At 52.4% G+C, this 17,958-nt stretch carries 19 protein-coding genes; 8 read left to right on the top strand and 11 right to left on the bottom strand.

The annotated features are described in order from the left end of the window. The coding region (locus tag QZ279_RS15425) for a dihydropteroate synthase (RefSeq protein WP_293452596.1) at positions 1 to 224 on the top strand (224 nt) is incomplete at its 5' end. After that, positions 221 to 1,567 carry a phosphoglucosamine mutase gene (glmM, locus tag QZ279_RS15430; protein ID WP_293452599.1) on the top strand — a complete coding sequence of 449 codons (1,347 nt, stop codon included), beginning with the start codon at positions 221 to 223 and terminating at the stop codon, positions 1,565 to 1,567. The genes QZ279_RS15425 and glmM, both read left to right, overlap by 4 nt. Here the strand turns inward: glmM and QZ279_RS15435 are convergent. Beyond that, entirely contained in the window at positions 1,564 to 2,499 is a 936-nt protein-coding gene (locus QZ279_RS15435) for an EamA family transporter (protein ID WP_293452602.1), read from the bottom strand. The genes glmM and QZ279_RS15435 overlap by 4 nt on opposite strands. Positions 2,500 to 2,565: 66 nt before the next feature. After that, positions 2,566 to 3,588, bottom strand: a complete 1,023-nt coding sequence (gene ilvC, locus QZ279_RS15440; RefSeq protein WP_293452605.1) for a ketol-acid reductoisomerase — start codon at positions 3,586 to 3,588, stop codon at positions 2,566 to 2,568. Positions 3,589 to 3,725: 137 nt separating this feature from the next. On the opposite strand from ilvC, the gene QZ279_RS15445 reads away from it, so the two are divergent. From QZ279_RS15445 to QZ279_RS15455, 3 genes are all read left to right on the top strand, one after another. Further along, entirely contained in the window at positions 3,726 to 4,181 is a 456-nt protein-coding gene (locus tag QZ279_RS15445) for an Lrp/AsnC family transcriptional regulator (RefSeq protein WP_293452608.1), read from the top strand. After that, positions 4,178 to 4,636: an Lrp/AsnC family transcriptional regulator gene (locus QZ279_RS15450; RefSeq protein ID WP_293452611.1), complete on the top strand. Its 459-nt coding sequence runs from the start codon at positions 4,178 to 4,180 to the stop codon at positions 4,634 to 4,636. The genes QZ279_RS15445 and QZ279_RS15450 overlap by 4 nt, the downstream gene beginning before the upstream one ends. 77 nt (positions 4,637 to 4,713) lie before the next feature. Beyond that, positions 4,714 to 5,841, top strand: a complete 1,128-nt coding sequence (locus QZ279_RS15455; protein WP_293452614.1) for an aminotransferase class V-fold PLP-dependent enzyme — start codon at positions 4,714 to 4,716, stop codon at positions 5,839 to 5,841. Here the strand turns inward: QZ279_RS15455 and QZ279_RS15460 are convergent. Beyond that, entirely contained in the window at positions 5,838 to 7,031 is a 1,194-nt protein-coding gene (locus tag QZ279_RS15460) for a UbiH/UbiF family hydroxylase (RefSeq protein WP_293452617.1), read from the bottom strand. The two genes, QZ279_RS15455 and QZ279_RS15460, sit on opposite strands and share 4 nt — an antisense overlap. A 69-nt stretch (positions 7,032 to 7,100) precedes the next feature. Further along, a complete protein-coding gene (locus tag QZ279_RS15465; protein ID WP_293452620.1) occupies positions 7,101 to 7,745 on the bottom strand; it encodes a pyrimidine 5'-nucleotidase in 645 nt (214 codons plus the stop codon). A gap of 95 nt (positions 7,746 to 7,840) precedes the next feature. On the opposite strand from QZ279_RS15465, the gene QZ279_RS15470 reads away from it, so the two are divergent. Beyond that, the gene (locus tag QZ279_RS15470; protein WP_293452622.1) at positions 7,841 to 8,491 is read left to right on the top strand and encodes a GntR family transcriptional regulator; all 651 of its coding nucleotides are present in this window, start codon (positions 7,841 to 7,843) and stop codon (positions 8,489 to 8,491) included. Here QZ279_RS15470 and QZ279_RS15475 read toward each other — a convergent pair. Together QZ279_RS15475 and carA are read right to left on the bottom strand one after the other, a co-directional pair. After that, entirely contained in the window at positions 8,428 to 10,209 is a 1,782-nt protein-coding gene (locus tag QZ279_RS15475; RefSeq protein WP_293452625.1) for a glycosyltransferase, read from the bottom strand. The genes QZ279_RS15470 and QZ279_RS15475 overlap by 64 nt on opposite strands. Before the next feature lie 233 nt (positions 10,210 to 10,442). Next, positions 10,443 to 11,630: a glutamine-hydrolyzing carbamoyl-phosphate synthase small subunit gene (gene carA, locus QZ279_RS15480; protein WP_293452628.1), complete on the bottom strand. Its 1,188-nt coding sequence runs from the start codon at positions 11,628 to 11,630 to the stop codon at positions 10,443 to 10,445. Between the two features lie 211 nt (positions 11,631 to 11,841). Between carA and QZ279_RS15485 the strand changes: the two genes are divergently transcribed. Then, complete coding sequence (locus QZ279_RS15485; RefSeq protein ID WP_293452630.1) at positions 11,842 to 12,300, top strand: GatB/YqeY domain-containing protein; 459 nt, start codon at positions 11,842 to 11,844, stop codon at positions 12,298 to 12,300. Here QZ279_RS15485 and QZ279_RS15490 read toward each other — a convergent pair. The 5 genes from QZ279_RS15490 to QZ279_RS15510 all read right to left on the bottom strand — a co-directional run bounded on the left by QZ279_RS15490 (position 12,275) and on the right by QZ279_RS15510 (position 17,211). Then, positions 12,275 to 13,123: a hypothetical protein gene (locus QZ279_RS15490; protein WP_293452633.1), complete on the bottom strand. Its 849-nt coding sequence runs from the start codon at positions 13,121 to 13,123 to the stop codon at positions 12,275 to 12,277. The genes QZ279_RS15485 and QZ279_RS15490 overlap by 26 nt on opposite strands. A 111-nt stretch (positions 13,124 to 13,234) precedes the next feature. After that, complete coding sequence (locus QZ279_RS15495) at positions 13,235 to 13,717, bottom strand: DUF2244 domain-containing protein (RefSeq protein ID WP_293452636.1); 483 nt, start codon at positions 13,715 to 13,717, stop codon at positions 13,235 to 13,237. 110 nt (positions 13,718 to 13,827) lie between these two features. Next, positions 13,828 to 15,501, bottom strand: coding sequence for a cytochrome c oxidase subunit I (ctaD, locus tag QZ279_RS15500; RefSeq protein ID WP_293452638.1), 1,674 nt, complete (start codon positions 15,499 to 15,501; stop codon positions 13,828 to 13,830). A 227-nt stretch (positions 15,502 to 15,728) separates the two neighbouring features. Then, complete coding sequence (gene lipB, locus QZ279_RS15505; protein ID WP_293452640.1) at positions 15,729 to 16,385, bottom strand: lipoyl(octanoyl) transferase LipB; 657 nt, start codon at positions 16,383 to 16,385, stop codon at positions 15,729 to 15,731. 43 nt (positions 16,386 to 16,428) lie between these two features. After that, on the bottom strand, positions 16,429 to 17,211 hold the full coding sequence (locus QZ279_RS15510; RefSeq protein WP_293452642.1) for a LytTR family DNA-binding domain-containing protein: 783 nt from the start codon (positions 17,209 to 17,211) through the stop codon (positions 16,429 to 16,431). 102 nt (positions 17,212 to 17,313) lie between these two features. On the opposite strand from QZ279_RS15510, the gene QZ279_RS15515 reads away from it, so the two are divergent. Beyond that, positions 17,314 to 17,799 carry a DUF2306 domain-containing protein gene (locus tag QZ279_RS15515; RefSeq protein WP_293452644.1) on the top strand — a complete coding sequence of 162 codons (486 nt, stop codon included), beginning with the start codon at positions 17,314 to 17,316 and terminating at the stop codon, positions 17,797 to 17,799. Positions 17,800 to 17,958: the final 159 nt, after the last annotated feature.

A 17,958-nucleotide genomic window follows, 5' to 3' on the forward strand; every position in this document is an offset into this window, starting at 1 on the left:
TGTTTCATGGATTGGGATGTGGATTGCTTCTTGGGGCATCGCGCAAGGGGTTCATCCGTGATATCGGTCAAGCACCAGATGCGTCCGATCGTGCGCCCGGTTCCATTGCTGTAGCACTTGTCGCGGTGCAGCAAGGCGTTCAAATTTTGCGAGTGCATGATGTTTCACAGACAAGGCAAGCGTTGGCCTTATTTCAGGCCTCGACGGCAGGAGTAGAATTATGACTAGAAAGTTATTTGGAACTGATGGGGTGCGTGGCAAAGCCAATACGTACCCAATGACCGCTGAAATGGCGCTGCGTATTGGTGCGGCGGCAGGTATCTATTTTAGACGAAATCAAGCGAATGTGCACCGCGTGGTGATTGGAAAAGACACGCGCCTATCTGGCTATATGCTGGAAAGCGCGCTGACGGCAGGGTTGACGTCCACGGGTATGAGCGTGTTTTTGATGGGCCCAATTCCGACGCCCGCTGTTGGAATGCTGACGCCCTCTATGCGTGCTGATGTTGGGATTATGATTTCAGCGAGCCACAACCCGCACGAAGACAATGGCATCAAATTCTTTGGCCCAGACGGTTTCAAGCTGTCCGATGAAGCTGAAATGGAAATTGAGGCGCTGGTCACGTCTGGTGTCGAGCTCGTCGAACCTATGAAAATTGGCCGTACCCTCCACATTTATGATGGACGCGCACGCTATAACGAGCGTGTGAAAGCCGCGTTTCCAAGCGACATTTCATTGGATGGAATGAAGGTTGTCATCGATTGCGCGAATGGCGCGGCTTATCGCGCTGCCCCCGAAGTGCTTTGGGAATTGGGTGCCGATGTGATCCCTGTTGGCGTGTCGCCGAACGGCTATAATATCAATGAAAACTGTGGATCAACCAAACCCATGACAGCGTCGCAAACGGTTGTTTCGCATGGTGCGCATGTTGGCATCTGCTTGGATGGTGATGCGGATCGTTGCATCATTTTGGACGAACACGGAAATGTTGCGGACGGCGATCAATTCATGGGTCTGATTGCTGGTCGCTGGGCTGAAGAGGGACGCCTTAACGGTGATACTTTGGTTGCAACTGTGATGTCGAACTTGGGTCTGGAACGGCATCTTGAGGGCAAGGGATTGAACCTTGCGCGCACAAATGTTGGTGATCGCTATGTTGTTGAAGAGATGCGAAAAAATGGCTTCAACTTGGGTGGTGAGCAATCTGGCCATATCGTGATGACCGATTATGCGACCACAGGAGATGGTCTTATGGCGGGCTTGCAGTTCCTGAGTGAGCTTGCGCGAACGGGGCGCAAAGCCTCTGCATTGATCAATGTGTTTGAACCGGTTCCGCAGATGTTGAAAAACGTGCGCTACGCCCTTGGGCAAACACCTTTAGACGATGCAAACGTACAGAATGTGATTGCAGGTGCCGAAAAGGAATTGATTGGTAAAGGTCGTTTGTTGATCCGTAAATCTGGAACAGAGCCGTTGATCCGCGTTATGGCAGAATGCGAAGATGCGGACCTGCTGGAGGATGTCGTGGATCGCATCGTTGATGAAGTGGCGCGCGCGACGGCCTAAGCTCTTTTTACTGCCGCCATAATCGCGCGGCTTTGGCTAATGAAGCTACCCAGCAAAATAAGCGCCAGTGCAGTGTATAGCTGCGCTGGCAAGCTTTCCCCCATCAGCGTTATGCCGAAAATGACGGACCAAACAGGCACCATATAGCTGGTGATGTTCATAAACAGGGAACCCGCTGTGGTGATGACCCGCACGCGTATGATCGCGCCAAGTGCTGTCGGCAAAAGTGCTGCATAGAGCAGTGCGATGCTTGGGCGAATTGTGAAGTCGGTTGGGAATTCTTCGGTGAGCAGTGCGAAGGGCACAATGATCAATGCAGCCGCGGTCATGGTCCCAGAGGCGAGTGCGATGGGCGGCATTTTCGGGGCGCGCCGCGTTAGCACGGACCCAATAGCATAGCCACACGCGGCACAGATACACGCAAGACGTCCCCAGAAGGCCAGATCACTGCCTGTGCCTGAAAACGCACTTGGTCCGATGAGGACTGCCAATCCGATGAAGCCAACGATCATTCCAATGATGCGGCGTGGGCCGATGCCTTCTTCGGGAGAGAAGATGTAAACAAGGGGGAGAACCAGCAGCGGAACCGCCCCCATTGCAACGCCCGCAAACGCGCTTGGAACGTGTTGTTGGCCCCATGTGAGCATCAGCATTGGCATGGCGAGGGCAATAGCACCTATCGCAAAAATAATGGTCCATGCGCGGCGGCCGTCTAATTTGCGAATTGCCGTGATGGGTTGGCCGATCATTGCGCCCAGAATGTTGAGCGCAAGTGCTGCGAACAAAACCCGACTAGCGGCCAGCATACGAGGTCCAAACCCATCCAACGCGATAGTCATCGACATGAACGCCGATCCCCAGATCACGCCAAGCAGCAGAAGTAGAACCCAGTTCAACAGGCCAGGATTTTCGGGGGTTGCGGTATCACTCATGCTGAAAAGAAATGACCCCAGCCGAGGCTGGGGTCAATCCTAGTATTGTATCGATTTACGAAGCGATTAGTTCTTCGCTTTGTCGACCATCTTGCCTGCGGAGATCCAAGGCATCATGTCGCGCAGCTTGCCGCCGACGACTTCGATCTGGTGCTCGTCGTTTGCACGACGTGATGATTTGATTGTTGGCTGGCCAACAGCATTCTCAAGCATGAAGTCACGCACGAATTTGCCGGACTGAATGTCGCTCAGAACCGCTTTCATGCGGGCCTTTGTTTCATCGTATGGCAAGATGCGTGGGCCGGAAACGTACTGACCGTACTCTGCAGTGTTGGAGATGGAGTAATCCATGTTTGCGATGCCGCCTTCATAGATCAGGTCCACGATCAGCTTTGTCTCGTGCAAGCACTCAAAGTAAGCCATTTCAGGCTCGTAACCGGCTTCAACAAGCGTCTCGAAACCCATGCGGATCAATTCAACAATACCACCGCAAAGAACAGCCTGCTCGCCGAAGAGGTCAGTTTCGCACTCTTCGCGGAAGTCAGTCTCAATAATGCCGGAACGACCGCCACCGATTGCGGAGCAATAGGAGAGACCAATTTCAAGCGCTTTGCCGGATGCGTTGCGATCAACCGCAACAAGGCAAGGAACGCCGCCGCCTTTGGTGTATTCGCCGCGAACCGTGTGGCCCGGACCCTTTGGCGCCATCATGATGACGTCGATGCCTTCTTTTGGCTCGATCAGGCCGAAGTGTACGTTCAAGCCATGTGCAAATGCGATTGCTGCACCTTCGCGGATGTTGTCGTGCACGTATTTCTTGTAAGTCTCTGCCTGAAGTTCGTCGGGCATTGTGAACATGATCACGTCCGCCCATGCCGCCGCTTCTGCGATGCCCATTGTTTTCAGGCCTTCGCCCTCAGCTTTTGCTTTGGACGGGGAACCGTCACGCAGCGCAACAACAACGTTCTTCGCGCCACTATCGCGCAGGTTCAGCGCGTGTGCGTGACCTTGGGAACCGTAGCCAAGAATGGCAACTTTTGCTTCTTTGATGAGGTTAACGTCGCAATCACGATCATAATAAACGCGCATGGTGTTCGTCCTTTTTGGTTGGAATCAGGTATTGAGAGTAATTTACGCGTTTCGCATCGTTGAACTTTCCTGAAATGATATATATTGCCAATTTATGGAAATATACATTCGTAAAAACGTAATTTTTGATAAATATCATGCTTAATGATGTAGATCGGCGCATACTACGCCAGATGCAAGCAGCGCCTGAGCTGTCGAATGCAGAGCTTGCTGCGCGCTGTGATCTTACCAGTGCAACTTGCTATCGCCGCATCGAAAAAATGCAAGCCAGTGGCGTTTTGGGCGGCCAGCAAGCGGTGATTGATTGGCAAGCCTTGGGCTATGCGGTTGAGGTCAGTCTGCGGATTACCTTGGATAAAACCCAGAGCCGTGCGTTTGACGAATTCATCGAAGCCGCACGAAATGTGCTGCATGTGATCGAAATTCAAACGTTTCTAGGCCGTGTTGACGTGCGTCTGTCCGTGATCGCGCGCACGATGGCGCATTATCAACAAATCTACCGCGAACAAATCCTAAGCCTGCCGCATATCGCAGATATCGAGGCGCTGATGCATGTGGCACGGATCAAACAGGGTGAGGGGCTGCCTCTATGATTGATCTCGATGACGTTGATCGCAAAGTTCTGCGCGCCTTGGCGCAGGATGCAACACTTGGGGCAGGGGCGCTGGGGCGACGTTTCGATATGTCCCAACCCGCAATGTGGCGACGGATCAAACGCTTGCACGAGGCGGGCGCGATCCGTGGGCGACGGTTGGTTCTTGGCCATGAAAAACTGGGCTTTGGCGTGACGGTTTTTCTGGGTGTGAAGCTGGCGACGAAAGGCCGTGTTAGCCTTGAGGATTTTGAACGCGCCGTTAGCGCGATCCCCGAGGTGCAAACAATCGAACACGTGCTTGGTATGTACGACTACCGCCTACGCGTCGTTGCGCGTGATATTCCTGATTTCGAGCGGGTTTTGCGCCGTCGCATTATGACATTGCCCGGCGTGGGCGAGGTGGAAGCAAACGTGCTGTTGTCCGAAGAACGTCGCCCCGGCCCACTGGGATAAGTTGGTATGCAAAGGTAGACTTTGCCAATAGGCAGCACGCGCGTTACTTATGAGATAACTTGAATTGGAGATACCCCATGCCTGCATTGCTCAATACGATTGACCCGAATGGTCTCGAGGAATTTTCTGTTGTGTTCACAGATCGTTCCCTCAATTCCATGAGCGGCGCGTTTCAAAGCGTGATGAACGATATTTCGTCCATGTTGAAAGAGGTCTACGGCGCAGACAGTGTGGCGCTGATCCCTGGTGGCGGAAGCTATGGCATGGAAGCGGTTGCGCGACAGTTCGCGCGGGGCGCGGATGTTTTGGTCGTACGCAATGGCTGGTTTTCCTATCGTTGGAGCCAGATCATTGAAACGGGCGGTTTGACGCAAAGCTGCACAGTGATGAAAGCGCGCCAAACCGGAAACGACACGCGCGCGCCGTTTGCACCTGCACCGATTGATGAAGTCGTTGCAACAATTCGCTCAGAAAAACCTGCAATCGTTTTTGCCCCGCACGTGGAAACATCTGCGGGCGTAATCCTGCCTGATGACTATGTGACAGCGCTGGCTGCTGCCGCACACGAGGTTGGCGCGCTCATGGTTTTGGATTGCATCGCGTCTGGTTGTGCGTGGATCGATATGAAAGCGACGGGCGTGGACGTGTTGATTTCTGCCCCGCAAAAGGGCTGGTCGGCGTCGCCCTCGGCAGGGCTTGTTATGATGTCAGAGCGCGCGATTGCGCGTTTGGACGAAACAACATCCGACAGCTTCGCGATCGATCTCAAAAAATGGTACCAGATCATGCAAGCGTATGAAAACGGTGGCCACGCGTATCACGCGACCATGCCAACCGATGCGTTGCGTGCGTTCCGCGACACGATGATCGAAACCAAAGAATATGGGTTCGACAAACTTCAAGCCGCGCAATGGCAGCTTGGTAATGAAGTGCGCGCCTATTTGAAGAGCAAAGGCATCACATCCGTTGCTGCAGATGGCTACGGTGCGCCGGGCGTTGTGGTCAGCTACACGGATGACCCTGCAATCCAGAACGGAAGCAAGTTTTCAGCACTTGGAATGCAAATCGCAGCAGGTGTTCCGCTGCAATGTGACGAGCCTGATGATTTCCGCACATTCCGTTTGGGTCTGTTTGGCCTCGACAAGCTTTATGATGTGGACGGCACAATGGGCCGTCTAACGAAAGTGCTAGATCAAGTTCTCTAGCCCTTCGCCCCAAGCCCCATTTGCATGATCGATTTTCTGAGGGGCGCAAAGCTATAGAGCGCATTCAAACCAGCAGAGCGTGCGTCCCGTAACGGGGGCGCACTTAGCATTGACGTCCTGTTCAACATGTTGATCCCCGCGACACGCAGGCGAATATCGTTGATGCGGGCTTTGTGATAGGCGTCCAGCATTGCCACGTCGCCAAGGCCCTCTGGTCGTGTGATTGCCAGGTCAAGCAAACTCCGCAAATCGCTGAGGGACATGTTCAAGCCCTGCGCCCCGATAGGGGGCAAAACATGCGCAGCCTCTGCCACCAGCGCAATACGTTCGCCGCTAAGACGTTCTGCATGTTGGCTGATGATCGGCCAAAGCGTGCGTTGCGAGGCGAGTTTGAGCCGCCCCAAGACATCGCAGGAGCGCGTATTCATATTGGCCTCGAAGGCTTCGACGTCCAATTCGAACAAGGCTTTCGCTTTTGGCCCGTCTTCCATCCAAACAATGGCTGAGCTTGGCTTGCCCTCAAAATCTGGCAGGGGCACCAAAGTGAAAGGACCGCCAGTGCGATGAATTTCGGTAGATACGTTTTCGTGCGGCTGCGTATGCGTCACTGCAAAAGCTAGTGCTTTTTGTCCGTAGCGCGTTGTTTTTACATCAATTCCAGCGGCATCACGCATGGCAGAGCCACGACCGTCCGCCGCAATCACCAAACGCGCTTTCACGCGAGTTCCGTCGCTTAATCCAACACGCGCCTCAGCTGTCCGAGTAAACAACGTGTTCGCAGCTACGCCATTTCGATACGTCACATTTGGAAGATCGCCCAAATGGGTGGCCATTTCACGGCGCAAAAGCCAGTTTGGCAGGTTCCACCCAAACGGCAAATCAGAAATGTCTGAGGCGTCGAATTCTTTAGACACGCGCGCCTCAACCTCGGGGCCACCTGCGTCGATGATGCGCATGATTTGCAAAGGTGTGGCATGTGGCGCGAGGCGATCCCAAAGGCCAATGTCGATCAAAAGCTGGCGCGCGGGCTGCAAAAACGCAGTACTGCGTAGGTCCGCGCCAGTTGCATCGCGTGAGGTGATCGGCGGGGCTGGATCAACGCAAAGTACATCAAACCCAGCGTTCGCAAAAGCGGCTGTAGCAATTAGGCCAGCGATTCCGCCGCCTGAAACGATGATGTCGTGATCCATGGCTCTCTCCAGTGCTAAATAAGAGATAGGTGTTTGGGATGCGAGTGCCATAGGCAAATCGCCGCAAGTTTAAACGAGCGTAATCAAGAACCCTGCGAGATCATTTGTATGGTAGTCGATGTGGTCTTGTTTCAGGGCCTCTGGGGCCACGAAAACCGTGCGCATCCCTAAGACTTTAGGCACTTTTAGATTGCGAGGGTCATCTTCAAACATCGCGGCTTCTTTGGGGTTAACTCCGTCCAATAAAAAAACTGTATCAAAAGCCAACGCATCTGGTTTGGGATGAAACTTTGCATGCTCCACCCCATAGACAGCATCGAACAGGCCATCCAACCCACGCGCGCGCAAGACATTTTGCGCATAGGGTGCGCAGCCGTTGGTGTAGACGATCTTGCGTCCAGGCAGGGCTGTGATCGCGGCGCGCATCTCGGGATCAGGGGATAACACCGTAAAATCAATGTCATGCACATCCGTGAGGTAGGGCGCGGGATCCACATCATGTTCGCGCATCAAGCCTGCCAATGTCGTGCCATGCGTGCGCCAGTAGTGTCCGCGCAAATAATCCGCACGTTTGCGATCGACGCCAAGCGCGTCCATGACATAAGCTGTCATGCGGACTTCAATCTGATCGAACAAGCACATGTGTGGTGGGTAAAGCGTGTTATCCAAGTCGAAAACCCAAGTACGTACATGTGAAAAATGATGTTTTGGCATGTTGGATACGCTATCGGGAAAAGCTATAAGTGACAACAGGTTGATCGTAATCGGACCTGCGCATAAGCTTGGCAAAACGAGACTGGAGACAACGCATGAGTCAAACACGGTCAGGGCAGACTGATGCCTATTCTCTTATTCTTGAAGCGATTGATGTTGGTGTTTTCAAACCTGGTGATCGATTGGTTGAAAGCGATCTTGCGGAACGCTTTGGCGTATCTCGCACGCCCATTCGCGAGGCTTTGCAGCGGTTAGAAACACAGAATCTGCTTGCGCGTGATGGACGTAGCCTGATCGTGGCGTCACTCAGCCATAATCAAATGTCTGAACTTTATGTTGTGCGCTCTGAATTAGAGGGGCTTGCTGCGCGATTGGCGGCCCAGCACGCGACTGCCGAAGAGGTGCAGGTGTTGCGAGGGATGGTTGAAGATGATCGAAAATTAACCAACGATCCGTCTGCTTTGTCTCGTGCAAACCGGCGGTTTCACAAGCAAATTCACCTCGCTTCGCACAATCGATTCTTGGTGCGCCAACTTGATTTGGTCCATCGGTCTATGGCTTTGATGGCGACAACGTCCTTGGCAGCCGAAGGGCGGGGTGCGGTCGCAATGGAAGAGCACCACGCTATCGTCGAAGCGATTGCTGCACGTGACGAAGACGGTGCGCAGCATGCCTTGCGCAATCACATTTCGGTGGCTTTTGTGACGCGCCTCAAACTTGACGCTGACTCGACTGAGGGCGCTTGATCCAAGTCTTCATTACTGTGTCCATGGGCTGTTTTTTCCCAATAGAACGGCTTGGTTACCAGCTCCCAAGCGCCTTTGTAGATGGCAAGGGTGCCAAGCGCCATATAGATGCTCATGAGGATAGACCACGGGATAAGATGGCGATGATTCTCGCCTGAAACAGCAATGATGTAGACTGCTATGCTTGCGATCCACATTCCAATTAAGGCAAACATCATTGTGTTAAGGAACTCTGTCGGTAGTGCGGATTGCATCCAAACAGGCGCACCAAAATAAAGCAACATGCAGGACCAGATAAGGGGTGCGAGCATGTATTGGCTAATGGAAGATAGAAAGAACGCCTGAAAGCCTAAGAATTTCCAAGCGCCAAGTTCAAAGAGCAAACGCATCGGACGGCGCATGTGGGTAAAGTAGGTGATGAGGTACCCTTTTAACCAACGCGAACGCTGCTTTATCCAAGGCCATGTTTTGTTGTTAGCTTCTTCTAAAGTGACCGATTTTATCAGCTTGGTCTGATATCCTGCTCGTGCAAGTCGAATGCCCAGATTGGCGTCTTCGGTGACGTTATGCGCGTCCCATCCGTGCAATTCTTCCAAGACATCTCGGCGAAAAAATACACTCGTGCCGCCCAGTGGAACCGCAAACCCCATACGCGCAAGGCCGGGAAGGATCAGCCGAAACCAAGTTGCGTACTCAATCGCAAAAAACTGAGAAAGTGCATTCGAGCGCGCGTTGTAAAAATCTAGTACGGCTTGAATGCAGGCGACTTTTTTGGGTTCAACATGAAAGGTGGCGACGACGTCATTAATTTGCTCGGGGTGGGGGGCGTCCTCTGCATCGTAGATTCCAACGATTTCGCCACGACAAAAGGGCAACGCATAATTCAAGGCGCGAGGCTTCGTTGTAATTTGACCAGGAGGGACGATTAAAACGCGCATCCAAATTGGTAATGATGATGCCTCTAAATGGGCGCGCGTCGCTGTATCATCGGCCTCGACAACAATTAGAACATCAAGGTGGGATTTGGGATACATCAACATGCCAATGCGGTGCAGCAGTGCGTTCAAAACATCGCTTTCATCGTGCAATGGAACCAACAAACTGACGCGTGGCAGCTTATCTGGCAGGACAGGTGTCAGACTGTTCTTGGGCGCGGTGCTGAACAAGTGCAAAGAAGCTGCTACAGTCTTAAGCGTTATGCCAGTGCACACCATAACAATCGCAAAACCGAAAACAGCGCGGTAAAGTCCTGCAAAACTGAGCCAATGCATTGAAAGCGCAATCGCCAACAAGGGTAGGGCGAGCGCCAGTATCGTTTTGAGCTGTGCGGGCAGTGGTCTACAGCTAAGGTGTTCAGGAACAAGTGTTTCTGCACGTTTTGCAAACGCGATGTCACCGTTCGCGCGTATCGCATCATTGATGTCGGATGGGCTGGCAATCGCTTGGATAACCGGATGCATGTGCGCTGGCAGCATCGCGGCGGCTTGTGCAAAAAGCTCTGGTGCGCTGGTTGCGAGAACAGTTGCGCCGTCTTTGCGCATCCAAGGGACCGCTTGCAGTCGCAAGCATTCATGTGGTTGGAGCTGTTTTTGGAGACTGAAATCTGCCGGCTTTTCAGTGCCATCAATGAACAAAACGTCATTCTGTAGCGCAAGAGTTTGAAATAGATCAGTTTCTGAAACCAAACCTTGCGCCAGTAAAAGCTGCCCAAGTTGCATATCGCTGATGCGCTGATGTCCAAGAGTAACTAAAACATCGGACGTTTTGATCTACCCACGTTCGACCAGCATGCGTCCAAGTTGACGTTTAAATGCACGCTTTTTTGGCAGGCCATTTGGTTCAAGAAGCCGAATTTGAGGTGAGTTCATAAAAAGACCCAGATGTTTCGCATCTGGGTCTTATGAGCCCGCTTAGGTTAAGGGCGTATTAACTATCGCAAAATGAGAGCGCTTTAGCCTCGCTTTCGATCCGCCAAGTTTTGTGCGAACCGTTCATACAGATAGAAGCTGTCTTGCGGACCCGGGCTGGCCTCTGGGTGATGCTGAACAGAAAAGACCGGACGCCCCTCTAGTCGTATGCCACAGTTTGATCCGTCAAAAAGTGACACGTGACTTTCGATGACGCCACTGGGCAAGCTCTGGCTATCAACCGCAAACCCATGGTTCATCGACGTGATTTCAACCTTGCCAGTGTCATGATCTTTGACAGGATGGTTTGCGCCGTGGTGACCATGGTTCATCTTTATGGTTTTCGCTCCAATGGCCAAAGCAAGCATTTGATGTCCAAGGCAAATTCCAAAAACAGGCAAGTCTTTTTGATCCAATATGCCTTTGATCATGGGGACAGCATACTCACCAGTCGCTGCTGGGTCACCAGGGCCATTTGATAGAAAAACACCATCGGGGTTATGTGCCAGAATCTCTTCAGCAGTTGCCGATGCGGGCATCACGGTCACATCACAACCCGCAGAGGCAAGGCAGCGTAAAATATTGCGTTTCGCGCCAAAATCGATAGCGACGACTTTATGCTTGGGGGCGTCTTGTGTTGGGTACCCATCGGGCCACGCCCACCGCATTTCATTCCAGTGATAGCTTTGAGCGCACGTCACGTCTTTTGCGAGATCCAGACCTTCAAGGCCTGAAAACGCCTTTGCCTGCTCAACAAGGCTGGCAACGTCAAAGTTACCATCGGGATCATGCGCCAGCGTTGCGTGTGGGGAACCCTGTTGGCGGATCGTACGCGTCAGGCGCCGCGTGTCCAAACCACCGATCGCAATCCGCCCACGCGCTGCAAGCCAATCGCCGAGTTCTTGAGTGTTGCGCCAATTTGACGCCTCTGTCGGGTTCCATTTTACAACCATCCCTGCTGCCACAGGGTCACCCGCTTCATCGTCCTCAGGATTTGTTCCCGTGTTGCCGATGTGTGGGAAGGTGAATGTCACGATCTGGCCCGCATAAGATGGGTCGGTCATGATTTCTTGATACCCTGTCATCGCTGTATTGAAGCAAAGCTCGGCAACCGTCGTACCGGTCGCTCCAAACCCGTGTCCGTAAAAGACAGTTCCATCTGCAAGCGCGAGACAGGCTGTGGGCTTTGTTGCATTTTGGACGTCAGTGAGTGTTTGAGTGGATGTGGGCATGTGGCAGTTCCCCCAAAGGTAAGTTTTACGCGCAAAGTGCGAGTTAAATCTGAGCGAAACTATGTTCCTGCTCGTGTAAGGTCAAGCAAAAGACTAAAAACGAAATTCAACAAATTCAATGACTTAAATAATATCACCTCCCTTGCGCTGGTGGGCACCTTTGGCTAAGGTCCAAGGCTCTTCCGTATTGGGGGATGGTTTTGGAGCGATTATGCGAGAAAAAATAAATGCAGCCCTTAAGCAAGCGATGCGCGACAAGGCCGCAGTTCGTCTGTCTACGCTGCGCTTAGTCAATGCAGCGATCAAAGATCGTGATATTGCAGCCAGATCTGAAGGAAGTGAAGAAGGTTCAAGCGAAGGCGAAGTCCTTGCGATCCTTGGAAAAATGACCAAGCAACGTCTTGAAAGTGCCCGCGCATACGAAGAGGGCGGTCGCATCGACCTTGCCGAACGTGAGCGTGAAGAAATTACGGTGATTGAAGAATTCTTGCCGCGCCAATTGAACGAAGACGAAGTGGCCACAGCTGTGAATGACGCGATTGCTGAAATCGGTGCTGAGTCGATCCGTGACATGGGCAAAGTTATGGGGATTCTTAAAGGGCGCTATACAGGGCAAATGGATTTTGGATCAGTTGGCCCTGTTGTCAAAGATCGGCTTTGTGCTGGATGATCAAATCGCCTGAACCAGGGAAAGCGGATTGTATGTTTGACAACTCGCTTTCTCCCGACACCGAAAATCGTTCTATGAATCGCTGTTTGAATCCCCCTCTTCCACGCCGTGTCTCGAAGTTTTCGCCGTGGTTGATGACGTATAATGCGCTGGGTTTGTCGAGATGGATCAACCGATACCCGGCTAGCGTCGCGAGATAGGGATAGAGGCGATGTTCATGCTCTGCGAGCGCTTTGAAAAACGCGGTCTCAGCTTTTGAAGCACTTCCTACCGGCAGTGCCATGCAGCTGCCGCAGAATTTCCAAAACGGTTTTTGTAAGGGCGCGCGCCAGCTTTTGTTACGGGTGACGCCAACACGTCCCGTCGCAGAATTTACAATGTATCCACCACAAACCAACACGCCATGCCTGCCGTTTTTGTGTAGGCCCTGTGTGAAGTTGCGTTCAAGAAGGTCGTCGCCGTCTAACGGCATGAAGAACCCCGGGACGGGATGGTCTTGAAGGCAGTGCTGCGCCAATGTTTGCAGCTTGGCGACTTTGTCATGACCGGCAACTTCAATCTCAAACGGAATGTGAGAAATTCGCGGGTCTAGTGCAATCGCGTTCGGGCGCGTCTGGGAACAAACCACAGCACGCCAGTTCGGGTTTTTTTGCGCGATAAGCGCTTTGAGTGATCGTGCGAGAGTTTTTTCAATCACGCTCCAATCGCTGACTTGGTGCGCGCCGACCAAAGGGATAGCAAATGTGGTGGTTGCATGTTCAGGCAATTCGATCTGAAACTTCCGTAACGCAAGTGCTGCGCTTTCAGCAGGAGAGAGGGGCAACAGTCCAAGTAAACGTGCCCCCCCCATTTTAGCGATTGTACTGAAGATTCTGCGTCGCAGCTTTGCTATTTGTGCTTGCTCTTGCATAACTGAAAAACTGCCTTGAATTAATTATCGCTTAAACATAGCTATCAACTCTGCATACAGCGCCTTGCGTTCTTCTTCGCTCAAGAACGCACCGATTTCAACCTCGCGGCCATTGCCTTGCAATGTCACGTAGTTTGGCACTGGGCCGCTGGTTGGGTGCAAGTTCACGCTTACCCAATGGGTGTTACAATCCCACCGTAGAGGGTCTTTTCTTGGATTGGTGCGGCGCAACTCTGTGAGCGCGGATGAAACGGTAAGAATTTCTCGCGTACTTTGATCAATGTAGGATCGGTTGAGTGCAAACCATATTCCGCCAACGGCGATCATCAAGAAAGGAAGGAGCGCCCATAATAGCGTCGTTCCCAAAAGCCCAAATAATGGGAGCAATATGAGTGCAAAGGTTGCGAGCACAAATATAGCCATGCCGCGTGGGGTCAAAGATTGATGCACCCAAAGCGTTAGCTCGAGTGTTCCATCCGTTTTAGCATCGGACCATTTATAGGGCATTTTGGCTTCCGTCTTACATCGTCTATCAAAGATCTAGTGGTCGATAGACAAAAATAAAGCCCCGATGACATGCACCGGGGCTTTGTATTTTTTTAAGTTTCTGGCTCAGCTTAATGTGCTGGGCTTTTGTCCCAATCTTCCTGCTTTGGAAGCTGCTCGAAAGTATGCTCTGGCGGTGGGCATGGAAGTGTCCATTCCAGCGTATCTGCATACTCGTTCCATGGGTTGTTCTGTGTCACACGTGCGCCCCAGCGCAGCGTGTAGAACATGACGCCAAAGAAGAAGAGGAACGATGCGAAGGACAGAAATGCGCCCCAGCTAGAGACGTAGTTCCAGTAAGCGAACGCCTCAGGATAGTCGATGTAACGACGTGGCATACCCTGACGTCCCAAGAAGTGCTGTGGGAAGAAGGTAATGTTTGCGCCGATGAACATCGCCCAGAAGTGCAGCTTGCCTGCCCATTCAGGATACATCCGTCCAGACATCTTCGGCAGGTAGAAATAGATACCTGCGAAGATGGCAAAGATCGCGCCCAAGCTCATCACGTAGTGGAAGTGCGCCACGACATAGTAGGTGTCGTGATAGGCACGGTCCACGGCCGCTTGGGCCAGAACGATGCCGGTCACGCCGCCAACTGTGAAGAGGAACAAGAAACCAAACGCCCAAAGCATCGGTGTTTTGAATTCGATCGAGCCGCCCCACATCGTGGCGATCCAAGAGAAGACCTTAACACCCGTCGGCACCGCAATGACCATTGTCGCGAGCATAAAGTAAGACTGCTGCGTCAAGGACATGCCAACCGTGTACATGTGGTGCGCCCAAACGACGAACCCAAGTGCACCAATCGCGATGATCGCCCAAACCATTGGCAGGTAGCCAAATACCGGTTTACGAGAGAACGTTGCGATGACGTGGCTGATGATACCAAAACCGGGAAGGATGATGATGTAGACTTCAGGGTGTCCAAAGAACCACAGGATGTGTTGGTAGAGAATTGGATCCCCGCCGCCTGCTGGATCAAAGAAGGTCGTTCCAAAGTTACGATCTGTCAAAAGCATCGTGATCGCACCGGCCAAAACTGGAAGGGCCAGAAGGATCAACCAAGCGGTTACAAATATCGACCATGAGAACAACGGCACTTTGAAAAGCGTCATGCCCGGAGCACGCATGTTCAAGAAGGTCGTGATCATGTTGATCGCACCTAGGATCGAACTTGCACCAGACACGTGTACCGCGAAGATCGCGAGATCCATCGACATACCACCTTCACGTACGGAAAGCGGAGGATAGAGAACCCAACCGACACCCGAACCAAGTTGGTCATTGCCACCCGGTGCAAGGACGGAGCAAACCGCCAACGTCGTACCCGCGACATACATCCAATAGGACAAGTTGTTCAAACGTGGGAACGCCATGTCCGGCGCGCCAAGCTGTAGCGGCATAAAGTAGTTACCAAAACCACCAAAAAGCGCTGGGATCACAACGAAGAACATCATCAAGATGCCGTGCGCAGTGATCAAAACGTTCCAAAGGTGTCCGTTTGGCGTACACTCAGATGCAGCGTCCGCAAACATGCGAGCACCCTCTAGGCACATGTACTGAACGCCCGGCTCCATTAGTTCCAAACGCATGTAGACTGTAAAGGCTACCGAGATGAAGCCAACCAATGCTGACGTGATGAGGTATAAAATACCGATATCTTTGTGGTTCGTGGACATGAACCAACGGGTAAAGAAGCCGCGTTGATCTTCGTGTTCATGGCCTTGAGTGGCTGCGTCTGCCATGCGTGCCTCCTGCTGATTTGATTTTAAGTGGCGCAAAAAGAGTGTCTTTCAACGTCAGGTATTTCATTAGAGGTTCTAGTTCGCTTCCCCTTAGGCTTCAATGTCTGAGTTTGACGCAGATCAACATTAATTGTCGCACTTCACCCCATTTCAAGACGCTGGGTACCTGAGGGGGAATGAATTTTAGGTAAATCGCAAAGGGATTTGCTGAATTCAAGTGAGAGAAGCTAGTCGATGGGATTGAAAGTCTTTTTGAAACAACGCTTTAGGGCGACATCCAGATCATCCATCCCAACAGGCAGTCCAAGATCAACCAAACTTGTCACGCCGTGTTCCGTGATTCCACACGGAACGATTCCCGTGAAATGCTCTAAATCAGGTTCGACGTTTATCGAAATCCCGTGAAAGCTAACCCATTTTCGCAAACGTATCCCGATCGCAGCAATCTTGTCTTCTGCGATTGCACCATCTGCTTGCACAGGTTTGTCAGGGCGCGCGACCCACACACCGACGCGACCGTCGCGAATCTCACCTGTGACGTTAAATTCTGCTAATGTTGCGATTACCCAGGCTTCAAGCGCTTGCACAAACGCGCGCACATCACGGCCGCGTTTACCCACATCCAACATAACGTACGCGACGCGCTGACCCGGACCATGATATGTATATTGCCCTCCGCGTTTAGAGGTGTGGACTGGAAAACGCTCGGGATCGACCAGATCAACCAGGTTCGCAGACGTACCTGCTGTATAAAGCGGCGGGTGCTCGAGCAGCCATATCATCTCTTGCGCGGTTCCAGCGGCAATCGCGTCTGCACGCGCTTCCATGCAGGCCGCAGCGTCTTCGTACCCAATAGGACCTTTTGAGATTTTCCACTCTACCATAGGCGAGGGGTACTATGCGCCTGAAAGCTGCGCAATTCATTCTTTATCTCGGCAGAATGCCCGCGTCTTTAAGAGCTTTGATATGACTGCGACTTGCAGGCAAAGTACGTCCATCAGACAGAGTGAGCAGCGCCTTATCCGCATCGCGTTCGGTCGCAACGACATGCGCGCGTTCGACCCAATGAGACCGATGAACCTGTAACCCGTCTATGCCGCTTGTTTCGCGCATCGCATCTGTCAGCCGCATTAGCAAAAGCGAAGATCCCGCGGTGGTCGTCACTTCGACATAGTGATCTTGGACAGACATCGAAATAAGGGACCCGCGTTTGTCCAGCGCGATGCGGTCCATCAAAGTAGGCACCGTCGTGGGCGCACGTTGCTGAGCTGGGACCTCACTTAACCCCGACACATAGTACAAAATGCCCGCGATAACGGCAGCTGTGGCCATAACCGAGGCCAACAAGGGACCAGCATATGTGAAGTTGAAGGGGGCAATACCAAACGCCAGCCAGTTGATCAGCAAGACTGTAATCCCAACTGAAATTGCGGTTGCGACAATGACGCAGCTGGAAACGAGTAGGGTTTGTTCGGATCGGCCCAGGCTGTGCGCCACGAATGCAGAAACAGCCATGCCAATCCCAAAGGTCAACGGCACGATGACGGCCCAGTAAGCAAGGCGCGGCCCAAAGGCGAGGTGCTCCAACGTTCCAAAGGGCCCCGATATTCCAAGCAATGCAACAACAGCCGCGAGACTCAAAAGCGTCAATCGAGACGTAAAAGCACGACGTATTTCACGAAGCGCGTGTTGCGTTGGGCTGTCGTTCACGAAGGCGCTCCGCGTTTGGGCACATTGTTGCGTGACGTTGAACGCCACCTGTTGAAGGGATGTCTTAACTTAATTCATCACCTTTGGAAAAGGACGTTTAACATGGATTTTACCCCGCTCTTTAACGAAAGCGCTGTCATCCAATTTCATGCGGCTTGCGCCATGCTCTCGCTCTGTCTCGCGCCCATCATGTTGTGGCGGCGAAAAGGAGATCGGTTGCACAAGATCCTTGGGCGCGTGTGGGTTCTTGGGATGGCGCTCACGGCGCTCAGTTCATTTGCGATTCAAGACATACGGCTGATTGGCCCGTTTAGCCCGATCTACGGTTTGTCTTTGCTCACGCTCTATTCGTTGTTCAATGCTGTACGCTATGCACGCGCTGGTAATATTGAAGCGCACAAGAGTAGTATTTTGGGTGCTGCGGAGGGCTTGATTGGGGCAGGGGTGTTCACGTTGCTGCCAGATCGCTTGATGTCACGGGTCTTCTTTAAGGGGATTGAGGTTGAAGGATTCGCAGTGGTTCTGGGGGTAAGCGCAGTCCTATTTATAGCTTGGCGCATTCGGCCGAAGCGCGCGCCGAGTGTGTAATGCCAGAAGCAACATCAACTTGCATTAGAGTTTTACAGAGCTTGAGGCGATTTACTCTTGGCATCGCAATTTGCCTCAACTATATCGTCCAGACCTGCTGGTTGTCGCGGTCGTGGCGGAATTGGTAGACGCGCAGCGTTGAGGTCGCTGTGAGGTAAC

The sequence above is a fragment of the Planktotalea sp. genome (assembly GCF_018607965.1).
Classification (GTDB): domain Bacteria; phylum Pseudomonadota; class Alphaproteobacteria; order Rhodobacterales; family Rhodobacteraceae; genus Planktotalea.

What these genes read in the sequence shown, in the direction of transcription:
- QZ279_RS15455 (WP_293452614.1), top strand. Translation starts at nt 4,714, where the DNA reads ATGCCTGCATTGCTCAATACGATTGACCCGAATGGTCTCGAGGAATTT.
- QZ279_RS15515 (WP_293452644.1), top strand. Translation starts at nt 17,314, where the DNA reads ATGGATTTTACCCCGCTCTTTAACGAAAGCGCTGTCATCCAATTTCAT.
- QZ279_RS15470 (WP_293452622.1), top strand. Translation starts at nt 7,841, where the DNA reads ATGAGTCAAACACGGTCAGGGCAGACTGATGCCTATTCTCTTATTCTT.
- carA (WP_293452628.1), bottom strand. Translation starts at nt 11,630, where the DNA reads ATGCCCACATCCACTCAAACACTCACTGACGTCCAAAATGCAACAAAG.
- lipB (WP_293452640.1), bottom strand. Translation starts at nt 16,385, where the DNA reads ATGGTAGAGTGGAAAATCTCAAAAGGTCCTATTGGGTACGAAGACGCT.
- ctaD (WP_293452638.1), bottom strand. Translation starts at nt 15,501, where the DNA reads ATGGCAGACGCAGCCACTCAAGGCCATGAACACGAAGATCAACGCGGC.
- QZ279_RS15435 (WP_293452602.1), bottom strand. Translation starts at nt 2,499, where the DNA reads ATGAGTGATACCGCAACCCCCGAAAATCCTGGCCTGTTGAACTGGGTT.
- QZ279_RS15495 (WP_293452636.1), bottom strand. Translation starts at nt 13,717, where the DNA reads ATGCCCTATAAATGGTCCGATGCTAAAACGGATGGAACACTCGAGCTA.
- QZ279_RS15445 (WP_293452608.1), top strand. Translation starts at nt 3,726, where the DNA reads ATGCTTAATGATGTAGATCGGCGCATACTACGCCAGATGCAAGCAGCG.
- QZ279_RS15475 (WP_293452625.1), bottom strand. Translation starts at nt 10,209, where the DNA reads ATGCAACTTGGGCAGCTTTTACTGGCGCAAGGTTTGGTTTCAGAAACT.
- ilvC (WP_293452605.1), bottom strand. Translation starts at nt 3,588, where the DNA reads ATGCGCGTTTATTATGATCGTGATTGCGACGTTAACCTCATCAAAGAA.
- QZ279_RS15465 (WP_293452620.1), bottom strand. Translation starts at nt 7,745, where the DNA reads ATGCCAAAACATCATTTTTCACATGTACGTACTTGGGTTTTCGACTTG.
- QZ279_RS15450 (WP_293452611.1), top strand. Translation starts at nt 4,178, where the DNA reads ATGATTGATCTCGATGACGTTGATCGCAAAGTTCTGCGCGCCTTGGCG.
- QZ279_RS15460 (WP_293452617.1), bottom strand. Translation starts at nt 7,031, where the DNA reads ATGGATCACGACATCATCGTTTCAGGCGGCGGAATCGCTGGCCTAATT.
- glmM (WP_293452599.1), top strand. Translation starts at nt 221, where the DNA reads ATGACTAGAAAGTTATTTGGAACTGATGGGGTGCGTGGCAAAGCCAAT.
- QZ279_RS15485 (WP_293452630.1), top strand. Translation starts at nt 11,842, where the DNA reads ATGCGAGAAAAAATAAATGCAGCCCTTAAGCAAGCGATGCGCGACAAG.